Genomic DNA, 11,073 nt, shown 5'->3' with positions numbered 1-11,073 from the left:
TCTATCGCCGCCCGGGATGGGCGCAAAAGGCGTGGGAGCATTGGTGCGAACAAGCAAGGCAGAGCCGAATACCTGCCCTCGAACTGTTCGCCCAGCGCCTGAAAGCGTATTGGCACGGCATCCTTGCCCGATGCCGCCATCCGCTGAATACCAGCGTCGTTGAGGGCATCAACAACACCATCAAAGTCATCAAGCGCCGAGCCTATGGCTACCGTGACGAGGAATACTTCTTCCTGAAGATCAAGGCTGCCTTCCCCGGAATTCCTCGTTGAACCTAAAAAAAGCCGGCGGAATGTTCCGCCGGCTTCCGGCCTTATGCGCGCCAGGTGCTGCCCGTGGTGGCACTGGTGGCGCTGCCACCGCTGGTGGCGGTCGCGCTGCCCGTGCTGCCCGTGCTGCCGGGGCTGGCGGAGCTGCTGGCGCTGCCCGCGCTGCGGGCGCTCGATGACTCGCCGACGCGCTCGCTGTCGCGGCGCACGCGGATGTCATTGTTGACTTCCTTGACGCCGTAGGTGCCGTCGGCCATGTCCTCGATGTAGTACTTCTGGCCGCGGTCACGCACGGTGCCGGTCAGCGACACCACGCCCTCGTTGACATCGACGCTGACATCGCTCACGTCCACGCCGCGCGCGTAGCTGAGCCGCTCGCAGATCTGGTCGCGGATGCGCTCGTCGCTGCGCTGGTAGCCGCGCGGGCCGGAGCGCCGTTCGCGCTCGTCGGGCGTGCCGAACCAGTCGCCCACCACTTCGCCGATGCGACGGCCAAGGTTGTAGAGCACGCCGTGTTCGCGGTCATCGTCGCGATCGTCATCGCGGTCTTCATCGGTCTCCCAGCCGCGCCGCTGCGCGTACTGTCGATAGCCCGGACTGTGGCTTTGCACCATGTAGCGGTGTTCTTCCTCTTCGTCCTCGTCCGGTTCGGTCCAGTAGCGGCGGTCGCTGCGCAGGTCGCTGAAGTAGCGCTCGCGGCCTTCGTCGCGGGACGAGCCAGGGCCCGCATAACGCTCGCGCGCCTGGTAACGCTCGCGCGGCTCGCGGGCGCGCTCCACGCTCTGGCGCCATTGCTGTTCCGCGTATTCATCGTCGCGCTCCCAAGCCTGCGGGTCGCGCCATTCGCCGGCGCGTTCCCAGCCGTAGCCCCCGTTCAGGCCATAGCGCAGGTCGCTGCCGTAGCGCTCCTCGCGCGGATAGTCGGGATAGCGCCGGGCGCCGTACTGCTCGTTGAATTCCCGGGCCGGGCGGGCAGGGCCGCCGTAGCTGGTCTGCCCCGGGGTCATTTGCTGGCGCCTGCGCTGTGCTTGCCAGCGGTCGCGTTCCGATTCCGGTTGCCAGTCATCGTCGTCCCATGCCTGGCGGCGTTCTCGTGAATCGCGCGCTTCACGCTCATCGTAGTAGTAGCCCATGCTGATTTCCTGACAAGGTGACGCCCATGTGCGGAAACCGGCGCAAAATCACGCCGGCACCGCGGGCGGATACTCAGGAAGGGGCAAGATTCGTACCGTGCGGCCGAGGGCCCCGCGGCGCCGGCAGACGGGGCACCGGGCGGACTGGCATCCGTGCAACGGTTTCAGAGCGTGTAAGGGATGCAGCCTTGGCGGCGGTGTGTGGCGTAGCCCGCACGCAGCGTCGCAGGCGCACGGGGCGAGGGAGCCGGCGGCTGATCCGGGTCGGCCGCCGGCGCCATACCGGCGTGGGCCAGCTTACTTCTTGCTGGTCTTGGTCGACTTCGACTTGGTGCCGGTGGCGGCCTTCGACGGGGCGGTGGCGGCCGGGCTTGCCGGCGCCGCTTCGATCTTCGACTTGGCAAAGGCGAAGTAGCATTCCTTGTTGCTGCTGTTGTACGACTCGGAATCGCTGGTGGCCAGCACGCCGGTCACGTTGATCTTGTCCCCGGTCTGCAGGTTGCTGATCTTCTTCTGGTTGACCAGCATCGCATCGCGCATCAACGCCTTGCCAGTGCACTGCGGATTGACCGAATCCTTGAAGTAGACCGCGATGGTGTCGTTCGTGATGCTCAGGCCATCGACCTTGGTGATGCGCGAGACCGTGCCCGACACCAGGATGGCCTGCGCGTCCCACTTCTTCTTCGCCGTGATTTCGTTCTTCTTCCAGTCGGCCCAGATGTCGCCCAGCGAAGCCGGCTTGGGGTCGGCCAGCATGCGGAAGTCGCCGCTGAGCACGTCGCCGGTGCCGTCGAGCACGCCGTTGATGGAGGACATGGCGCCATCCATCGATTCACAACCGGCCAGCAACCCGGCCAGGACCAGCCCTGCCATCAGTTTTCCCGTCTGCATTTTGCTTCTTCTCCAGGTCCGCCAGCTCTGTCGGCTGACGCCGGGGCATTGTATGCGTACATCTTGCAAAATCCAACAGAACTGCCAAAAGCGCTGTAACGGTCGAGAAAACCAGAGCAGGCATCCCCCGAACGGGCCAGCCGCAGCGCGGCCGTTGCCGGATGGCGCGCGCCGTGCCGTCGTGCGATCGGTACGCGCTGCGGCGTTTACCCTGAAGGGGCGCGCCAGGCCGTCCGCGCGCGGGCGGGATATGTCAGAATCCGCCGTCGTGCCGGCGCACCTTGCGCAACCAGCGCACCGCGCGGCAACACAGGGGACGCAGCGCGGCGTGGCGCGGGAATACAGGCATGGCAAGCACAACGAGAGTCCTCATCGTCGAAGACGATCCCCCGGCGCTGCGCCGGCTGGTGCAGGCCGTAGACCTGCATGCGGCGGATGCCGCGGTGGCGGGCTGCGCCTCGACCGTGGCGGAGGCGCTGGCGTGGCTGGCGCAGCACGAGCCCGACGTGCTGCTGTGCGACCTCGGCCTGCCCGACGGCAGCGGCATCGACGTGATCCGCAACGCGCGCGTGCGCTATCCCGCCTGCGACTGCATGGTCGTGACGGTGTTCGGCGACGACCAGCATGTGCTGGCCAGCATCGAGGCCGGCGCCATCGGCTACCTGCTCAAGGATGAAACCACCGACCGCATCGCCGCCTCGATCGGCGAACTGCGCGCGGGCGGCTCGCCGATGAGCCCGCTGATCGCGCGGCAAGTGGTGAACCGGCTGCGCGGCGCGCCGCCCGAGGCGGCTGCGCGCGATGCCGCGGCCCCCGGCGCGGTGGTGCTGTCAGTGCGCGAGAACGAGATCCTGGACCTGATCTCGCGCGGCTACACCTACGCCGAAACCGCCCGCTACCTGGGGCTGAGCGTGCATACCGTGCAATCGCACATCAAGAACATCTACGGCAAGCTGGCGGTGCGCTCGCGCGGCGAGGCCGTGTTCGAGGCGGCCAAACTCGGCCTGCTCAAGTCCCTGTAAGCGCGCCATGCCGTCCTGGCCGCCCTGCCTGCGCACCATGCTGGCCCTGCTGCTGGCGTGGGCCGGCCTGCTGCTGCCCGGCATGGCGGCGGCGGACACCATGGCGCTGGCCGAGGCCACGCGCGCGGCCACGCTCGCCGACGGCACCGTGCTGCCGGCGCGCGCGCTGTCGCTGCCCGACTACTGGGACCGGGTGATGCCGGGCAAGTCCGGCACCGTGGTCTACGAACTGCGCTTCGACCGCAACTGGCCCGCGGCGACGCCCGGGGGACTGTTCGTGCCATGGGCCGGCGGCAGCTACGAGGTGCGCCTCAACGGCGTGCTGATCGCCGCCGGCGGGCGCCTGGACGCACCGGCGTCGGCGCTGGCCAAGCGCCCGTATTACGTGGCGGTGCCGCCCGAGCTGGCCAACACGCACGGCAACCTGCTGCGCATCACCGTGGCCGCGCGCGCCTATGCGCGCTCGGGCCTGCTGCCGGTGACGGTGGGCCCGGCCGCCGAGGTGCGCGCGCAGTATGAGCGTGCCTTCCTGCTGCGCGTGGTCGGCCCGCTGATCGCCGCGGTGCTCAGCGTCGTGCTGGGCGGCCTGGCGCTGCTGATCTGGTGGCGCCAGCGCGATCCGCTGTTCGGCCTGTACGGGTTGGCCGAGATTGCCTGGAGCGTGCGCCTGCTCGACTATTTCGTCGATGACCTCGCCATCCCGGCGGAACTGCGCGGCTATATCGTCGCCGCGGCGCGCGAAGTGTTCCTGGGCGCCATCGCCAGGTTCTGCCTGCTGGTGATCCGGGTGCCGTGGCGCTGGCTGCATCGCACCCTCAACGCCTACCTGTGGCTGGCGCTGCCGGTGATCGCGCCGCTCGCCGCCATCTCCAGCCATCCGCTGGTGTTTCCGCTGAGCTGGCTGGTCAAGGTCGGCATCATCCTGACGGTGGCCGGCGCGATGGTGTGGGGCGCGCTGCGCCGGCCCAGCCGCGAGGCGACGCTGCTGGCCGTCACCGTGGGCGTGTCGGCGGTGCTGTTCCTGGCGGACTGGATCAAGGTCTGGCTGACCGGCGACTATTACTGGGTCCATTCGATGACCCGCTATGTCTCGGTGCCCTTCAGCGTGGTGATGGCGTGGATGCTGGTGGAACGCTACACCAGCGCGGTGCTGAGCCTGCAGAACGCCAACCAGGTGCTGACCGAGCGCGTCGCGCAGCGCGAGGCGCAGTTGCGCGCGGCCTTTGCGCGCACGCAGAAGATTGCCGCCGAGGAAACCGCGCTGCGCGAGCGCGGGCGCATCCTGCGCGACATGCACGACGGGCTGGGCAGCCAGCTGGTGACGACCTTGTCGATGCTGGAGTCGGGCAAGGCCAGCAGCCCGGAAGTGGCCACGCAGGTGCGGCATGCGCTGGACTCGCTCAAGCTGTCCATCGATGCCATGCAGGACACCGGCGGCGACCTGGCCGCGGTGCTGGGCAACCTGCGCTATCGCCTGGGGCCGCGCATCGCCGATGCCGGGCTGCAGATCCGCTGGGAGGTAGAACGCCTGCCCGCGCTGCCGGATTTCTCCGCGCGCAAGGTGCAGGAGCTGCAATACCTGCTGCTGGAAGGCATCACCAACGTGCTGCAGCATGCGGCGGCGCGCACGCTCACGGTGACCGCGCAGGCGGACCCGCCCACGCAGGCGATCCGCATCACGCTGGCCGACGATGGTCGCGGCTTCGATACCGGGGCCACGCGCGGCGGGCGCGGGCTGCGCAATATGCAGGTGCGCGCCGCGGCGATCGGCGGCCGGCTGCAGATCCGCTCCGCGCCCGGCGGCACGGCGCTGACGGTCGAGGTGCCGCTGGCGCCGGCGCAGGGCGACGAGGCGGGCACGCCCGGGGCCGGGGCCGCGCCCGCGGCATAAGCCTGGTTCCGGCTCACTGCGCCGCGCGCTGCGGCAGCAGCCGCACCGCCAGCGCGGACAGCGCCGCGGCGGTCGCGAGCGCGGCCACGCCGGTCCAGCCGAAGCGCGCCAGCACCAGGCTACCGAGCGCCGCGCCGGCGGCCATGCCGGTGAACATGCAGACGAACAGCACGGCATTGAGGCGGCTGCGCGCGCCCGGGTCGATGCCATAGACGATGGTCTGGTGCGCGACCAGCGCCACCTGCACCCCCAGGTCGAAGCCGATGGCGCTGGCGCCAATCAGCCACAGCTGCGCTTGCGGGGGCACCAGCGGGGTCAGCAGCATGGCGGCAAACGACAGCGCCGCCAGGGCCGCGCCGGCGCGGGTCACCCGTTCCGGACCGCCGCGATCGGCCAGGCGGCCCGCCAGCGGCGCGCCCAGCGCGCCGGCGGCACCGGCCAGGCCGAACGCGCCGGCGGCCTCGCTGCCCAGGTGGAAGGGCGCGCCATGCAGCATCACCGCCAGCGTCGACCAGAACGCGCTGAAGCCCACCGAAAGCAGCCCCTGCGCCAGCGCCGCGCGGCGCAGCGCGCCATGCTCGCGCCACAGTGCCGCCAGCGAGGCCAGCAGCGCGCGATACGGCAGCGTCGTGGCCGGGGCAAAGCGCGGCAGCTCGCGCCGCGCCACCAGCGCCACCGCCGCGATGCTGGCCGCCGCCAGCATGAACATCGCGCGCCAGCCGAAGTGCGCGGCGACGAAGCCGCTGACCACCCGCGACAGCAGGATGCCCAGCAGCAGCCCGGTCATCACGGTGCCGACCACCTTGCCGCGCTGCGCGGCCGGCGCCAGCGCCGCCGCGGCCGGCACGATATCCTGCGCCAGCGTCGCGGACAGGCCCACCACCAGGCTCGACACCAGCAGCATGCCGATGCCCGGCGCCAGGCCGGCCAGCAGCAAGGCGCCGACCAGCGCCACCGCCTTGGCCACGATGATATGGCGGCGGTCATAGCGGTCGCCCAGCGGCGCCAGCAGCAGGATGCCCAGCGCATAGCCGAGCTGCGTCAGGGTAGGGATGGCGCCGGCGGTGGCATCGCTGGCGCGCAGGTCCGGGGCCATCACGCCGAGCATGGGTTGGCTGTAGTACAGCGATGCCACCGCCAGGCCGGCGCCGGTGGCAAGCAGCAGCACCAGGCGCGCCGGCACGGCCGGGCTGGCCAGCGTGGCCGCGGGGGAGGTTGCGGGAACAGGGGACATAGCGGGTTTGCGCGGTTCGCGAAGCGGTTGGGATGGCCCGAAGTGTTGTCCACGCGCGCCGATTCTGGTAGACGTGCGGGGTGAACAATGGCTATACGAGACGCGTATGAAAGGCCTGCCAGCCACTAACCCCGCCGCCGCCCGCGGCGCGCCCGGCGCGGACCGGATCGACCTGATGCAGACCTTCGTGCGCATCGTCGAGGCCGGCAGCCTGTCGCTAGCCGCCGCGCAGCTGCAGACCACCCAGCCCACCATCAGCCGGCGCCTGCAGACGCTGGAGCGGCTGCTGGGCGTGCGCCTGCTGCAGCGTTCCACCCATGCGATGAAGCTTACCGAAGACGGCGCGCGCTGCTACGAGCGCGCGCGCGAACTGGTGGCCGACTGGGCCAGGTTGGAAGCCGACGTGCGCGGCGTGGGCCACGCCCCCAGCGGCACGCTGCGCGTGGTGGTGCCGCACGCGTTCGGGCAGGAGTTGCTGGTCGGTCCGCTGGCGGACTACCTGCGGCAGTATCCGCAGGTCGCGGTCGAATGGCTGCTGCACGACCGCACCCCGGACTTTATCGCCGAGGCCATCGATTGCGCGATCCATGTGGGCGAGGTGCATGAACCCGGCCTGGTGGCCGTGCGCCTGGCGGACGTGCCACGCGCGGTCATCGCCGCGCCGTCGCTGTTCGACGGCAAGCCGCTGCCGCGCCGCCCGCAGGACCTGGAAAGCCTGCCCTGGCTGGCGCTGCGCACGTTCTACCGCAACGAGATCGCGCTGCAGCACCTGCAGACCGGGGCGCGCCACGGCCTGTCCTTCGCGCCGCGCATGAGCACGGACAGCCTGTACGCGCTGCATGCGGCGGCCCGGCTGGGGCTGGGCGTTGCCGTCGGCTCGTCGTGGATCTTTGCCGACGACATCGCCAGCGGCAGGCTGTTGCACCTGCTGCCGCAATGGCAGGCCGATCCGCTGCCGATCTACCTGGTCTATCCGCACGCGCGCTTCTACCCGGCCAAGCTGCGCCTGTTCGCCGACGCCATGCGGCAGGCCATCCCGACCGCCGGCATGGTCGAACGCAGGCCCGCGCCGCGCGCGCGCGGCGCGGGCCGGATGCCACAAGCGCGCCGATAACGCCTATCCTGTATCGGCCACTACATCCGCCGCGGGCCACCCCGCGCTCCACATCATGGTGCCTGCGTGATCCGCCGCGTCTTTCCCCGGTTTCGGACAAGGGGCCGCATGCTCGCGTTTGCCGCCGCGGTCGTGTTGCTTGCCCTGGCGGGCATCGTCGCCTACAACCTGGTCGGTGGCGAGAAGCGCATCGAGAGGCGCCTCGATCGGCTCTACAGCGTGGCAGACCCGCAGTTCGCGCGCGAACTGGGCGTGTTGCTGGGGCCGCCGCTGGTCGACGGCAACCGCTACCGCGTGCTCAGGAACGGCGACGAGATCTTTCCGGCGATGCTGGGCGCGATCCGCGCCGCACGCAAGACCATCAATTTCGAGTCGTATATCTACTGGTCGGGCGATATCGGCCATGATTTCGCGCAGGCACTGGCCGAGCGCGCCAGGGCCGGCGTCAGCGTCAAGGTGCTGCTGGACGCGGTCGGCAGTTCCAAGATCGACAAGGGCGCGCTCGGCCTGATGACCAGTGCCGGCGTGGATGTGCGCCACTACCATCCGGTGCGCTGGTACACCGTGGGCAAGCTCAACAACCGCACCCACCGCAAGGTGCTGGTGGTCGACGGCCGCATCGGCTTTACCGGCGGCGTCGGCATCGCGCCCGAGTGGACCGGCCACGCACAGGACCCCGACCACTGGCGCGACACCCATTTCGAGGTGGAGGGGCCGGTGGTCGGCCAGATGCAGTCGGTGTTCCTCGACAACTGGATCAAGATCAGCGGCGCGGTCCCGCATGGCCCCGACTATTTCCCCGAGCTGGCGCCGGTCGGCAACGGCCGGGCGCAGATGTTCAGCAGCTCGCCCACGGGCGGCAGCGAGAGCATGGCGCTGATGTACCACCTGGCGATCACCGCGGCGGCGCGCACCATCGATTTGTCGGCGGCGTATTTCGTTCCCGACGCGCTGACCGAGAAGGCCCTGCTGGCAGCGCTGGCAAGAGGCGTCAGGGTGCGGGTGATCGTGCCGGGCGAGCATATCGACTCCGAAACCGTGCGCTCGGCGTCGCGCGCGCGCTGGGGCGAACTGCTGAAGGCCGGCGCGCTGATCGCCGAGTACGCGCCGACCATGTACCACTGCAAGGTGCTGATCGTCGACGACCTGCTGGTCTCGGTGGGGTCGACCAACTTCGACAACCGCTCGTTCCGCCTCAATGACGAGGCCACGCTCAATATCCTCGACGCGGCGTTTGCCGCGCAACAGACGCGGATCTTCGAGGAAGACCTGAAGCTGTCGCGGCCGATGACGCATGAGGCGTGGCGCAACCGTCCATGGCAGGAACGGCTGCGCGACCGCCTGGCCACGCTGATCGGCGCGCAGCTTTGACTGGTCCGGCGATGCCGGAAAAACGGCTCGCCAACGGGGCAGCATGCCCCTGATCGGCGCGCCGTTCGCCCCACTTCAGCGCTTTTGTCGCACCGCATTTGCGCATCGTCAAAAACCCGGACATCTGTGCTTCAGCACGGCCGAACCGGGCCGATAGCAGGGGAAAACCGAGCCCCTCTGGACGATCCATGCCTGCCCTGTTCCTTCCCGCCGAGCGCCTGATGGCGCGCCTGAATATCCGCCGCAAGCTGGCCTTGATCGCCGTGCTGTTCCTGGTGCCCCTGCTCGGCGCGCTGTCCGTGGCGCTGCGCGACGCGGCGCAAGCGCGCAGCACTACCGGCCAGGAGATACGCGGGCTGGCGGTAGTCGGGCACGCGCTCGACTTCATGCGCGAGACCCAGGTCCGGCGCGGCGCCGCGCATGCAGTGTTGTCGGGCAACGCCGCCTTCCGCGCCACCTTCGACAAGGCCGATGAAAAGGCGGCGGCCAGCCTCGCCGCACTGTCGCGCAGCATTGCGCAGAATCCCGACTTTGACCTCGCGGCCGGCATGCGCCAGCTGGAGCAGGACTGGCAGCAATTGCGCGGGCCCGGCCTCGGCACCGCGGCCGGGCCGCTGTTCGAGCGCCACAGTGCGCTGGTGGGGCAAACGCAGGCGCTGATCGCCGACGTCGCCGAGCGCTCGCAACTGGCGCTGGACGGCGAGGCGGGCTCGTACTACCTGGTCAGCCTGCTGGCCGGCCCGATGCCGCGCCTGGCCGAACTGAGCGCGCTCGCGCGCGGGCGCGGCGCCGGCATCATCGCGCGGGGCGGCTATGCCGATGCCGCGCAGCAGGCGGGGCTGGGCGCGCTGGCCGAACAGATCCACGCAGGACTGGACACGGTACGGCGCGACATCGCGCGCGTCGGCAAGGCAGCGCCCGTTTACCGCGCGCGCCTCGATGACGCGCTGGCAAGGGTGGGCGCGATGGACCGCTTCCATCGCACGTTGCAGGTGCGCATGCTGGGGACGGCCGGCATCGACATCGAGGCCAGGGCCTACTTCGACGAAGCCACCGCCGCCATCGAAGGCGTGGCCGAAGCCAGTCGCGAGTTCGCCGCGATCGCCGCCGGGATGCTGGCGCAGCGGGCCGCGGCGCAAGCCCGGCAATTCGCCTGGCTGGCCGGCATAGCGCTGGTGATGGTGGGTGCCGCGTTCTACCTGTTCATCGGCTTCAGCCGCGGCATGCGCGCCGACGTGCGCGAGGTCGCCGCGATGGTCGCGCGCATCAATGCCGGCGACCTGACCGCGGGGCATGCGGTGCGCGGGCGCGACGAGCTCAGCGAGATCAAGCGGCACCTGCTGGCGCTGGCGGCGGGCTGGCGCACGCTGATCGGCGACACCAAGGCCGGCGCGCACAACGTGCTGGCCGCGGCGGACGAGATCGCGCAGGGCAATATCGACCTGTCGCAGCGCACCGAGCAACAGGCGTCGTCACTGGAGCAGACCGCGGCCAGCATGGAGCAGCTGACCGCCACCGTGCAGCAGAACGCCGGCAACGCTGGGCACGCCAGCGCGCTGGCGCGCGAAGCCGCTGCCGCGGCGCGCGCCGGCGGCGACGCGGTCAGCCGCATGCAGCAGACCATGCAGGCGATCGACGCCGACTCCAGGCGCATCGCCGACATCATCGCGGTGATCGACGGCATTGCCTTCCAGACCAATATCCTGGCACTGAACGCGGCGGTGGAAGCGGCGCGCGCCGGCGAGGCCGGCCGGGGCTTTGCCGTGGTGGCCGGCGAAGTGCGCGGGCTGGCGCAGCGCGCCGGCGCCTCGGCCAGGGAGATCCGCATGCTGATGTCGCAATCCGGCGAGCGCGTGGCCGCGGGCAATACGCTGGCGCTGGACCTTTCTGCGACCATGGCCGGCACCGTCGCCGCCATCGGCCGGGTCACGGCAATGATGGATGAGATCAGCCAGGCCTCGCGCGAGCAGAGCAGCGGCATCGGCCAGGTCAACCAGGCGGTGGCGCAGATGGATCAGGTCACGCAGCAGAACGCGGCGCTGGTGGAACAGGCCGCGGCCGCGGCGCAGTCATTGCGGGAGCAGGCGCTGCGGATGCAGCGGGCGGTGGCGGTGTTCCGCACCGGGCTGCAGGCGGACTGATGGCGCG

General features: G+C 70.3%; 9 protein-coding genes. 6 read left to right on the top strand and 3 right to left on the bottom strand.

Annotated features, from left to right (window positions below; genetic code table 11):
- Positions 1 to 272 (top strand): ISL3 family transposase (locus tag A3AG_RS33430; RefSeq protein ID WP_018006485.1); only part of this gene is annotated, 272 nt, incomplete at its 5' end.
- A 41-nt stretch (positions 273 to 313) separates the two neighbouring features.
- On the opposite strand, the gene A3AG_RS0116485 is transcribed toward A3AG_RS33430, so the two are convergent.
- Together A3AG_RS0116485 and A3AG_RS0116480 are read right to left on the bottom strand one after the other, a co-directional pair.
- Entirely contained in the window at positions 314 to 1,402 is a 1,089-nt protein-coding gene (locus tag A3AG_RS0116485) for a BON domain-containing protein (RefSeq protein WP_018006484.1), read from the bottom strand.
- Positions 1,403 to 1,699: 297 nt separating this feature from the next.
- Positions 1,700 to 2,293: an OB-fold protein gene (locus A3AG_RS0116480; protein ID WP_026164236.1), complete on the bottom strand. Its 594-nt coding sequence runs from the start codon at positions 2,291 to 2,293 to the stop codon at positions 1,700 to 1,702.
- Positions 2,294 to 2,640: 347 nt separating this feature from the next.
- Between A3AG_RS0116480 and A3AG_RS0116475 the strand changes: the two genes are divergently transcribed.
- Positions 2,641 to 3,315: a response regulator gene (locus A3AG_RS0116475; protein ID WP_018006482.1), complete on the top strand. Its 675-nt coding sequence runs from the start codon at positions 2,641 to 2,643 to the stop codon at positions 3,313 to 3,315.
- 7 nt (positions 3,316 to 3,322) lie between these two features.
- Positions 3,323 to 5,206, top strand: a complete 1,884-nt coding sequence (locus A3AG_RS0116470; protein ID WP_018006481.1) for a sensor histidine kinase — start codon at positions 3,323 to 3,325, stop codon at positions 5,204 to 5,206.
- Positions 5,207 to 5,219: 13 nt separating this feature from the next.
- Here the strand turns inward: A3AG_RS0116470 and A3AG_RS0116465 are convergent, their stop codons facing one another.
- A complete protein-coding gene (locus A3AG_RS0116465; protein WP_018006480.1) occupies positions 5,220 to 6,440 on the bottom strand; it encodes an MFS transporter in 1,221 nt (406 codons plus the stop codon).
- Positions 6,441 to 6,546: 106 nt separating this feature from the next.
- On the opposite strand from A3AG_RS0116465, the gene A3AG_RS0116460 reads away from it, so the two are divergent.
- The 3 genes from A3AG_RS0116460 (at position 6,547) to A3AG_RS0116450 (ending at position 11,066) form a co-directional block, all read left to right on the top strand.
- The gene (locus A3AG_RS0116460; protein WP_018006479.1) at positions 6,547 to 7,554 is read left to right on the top strand and encodes a LysR family transcriptional regulator; all 1,008 of its coding nucleotides are present in this window, start codon (positions 6,547 to 6,549) and stop codon (positions 7,552 to 7,554) included.
- 108 nt (positions 7,555 to 7,662) lie between these two features.
- Positions 7,663 to 8,925, top strand: coding sequence for a phospholipase D-like domain-containing protein (locus A3AG_RS0116455; protein ID WP_018006478.1), 1,263 nt, complete (start codon positions 7,663 to 7,665; stop codon positions 8,923 to 8,925).
- A gap of 188 nt (positions 8,926 to 9,113) precedes the next feature.
- A complete protein-coding gene (locus A3AG_RS0116450; RefSeq protein ID WP_018006477.1) occupies positions 9,114 to 11,066 on the top strand; it encodes a methyl-accepting chemotaxis protein in 1,953 nt (650 codons plus the stop codon).
- The last annotated feature ends 7 nt before the right edge of the window (positions 11,067 to 11,073 follow it).

It is taken from the genome of Cupriavidus neocaledonicus, from assembly GCF_000372525.1.
GTDB lineage: Bacteria > Pseudomonadota > Gammaproteobacteria > Burkholderiales > Burkholderiaceae > Cupriavidus > Cupriavidus neocaledonicus.
This window is presented reverse-complemented; position numbering and strand designations above follow the sequence as displayed.

Coding starts and splice junctions, on each gene's coding strand:
- A3AG_RS0116465 (WP_018006480.1), bottom strand. CDS start 6,440: ATGTCCCCTGTTCCCGCAACCTCCCCCGCGGCCACGCTGGCCAGCCCG.
- A3AG_RS0116455 (WP_018006478.1), top strand. CDS start 7,663: ATGCTCGCGTTTGCCGCCGCGGTCGTGTTGCTTGCCCTGGCGGGCATC.
- A3AG_RS0116485 (WP_018006484.1), bottom strand. CDS start 1,402: ATGGGCTACTACTACGATGAGCGTGAAGCGCGCGATTCACGAGAACGC.
- A3AG_RS0116470 (WP_018006481.1), top strand. CDS start 3,323: ATGCCGTCCTGGCCGCCCTGCCTGCGCACCATGCTGGCCCTGCTGCTG.
- A3AG_RS0116480 (WP_026164236.1), bottom strand. CDS start 2,293: ATGCAGACGGGAAAACTGATGGCAGGGCTGGTCCTGGCCGGGTTGCTG.
- A3AG_RS0116460 (WP_018006479.1), top strand. CDS start 6,547: ATGAAAGGCCTGCCAGCCACTAACCCCGCCGCCGCCCGCGGCGCGCCC.
- A3AG_RS0116475 (WP_018006482.1), top strand. CDS start 2,641: ATGGCAAGCACAACGAGAGTCCTCATCGTCGAAGACGATCCCCCGGCG.
- A3AG_RS0116450 (WP_018006477.1), top strand. CDS start 9,114: ATGCCTGCCCTGTTCCTTCCCGCCGAGCGCCTGATGGCGCGCCTGAAT.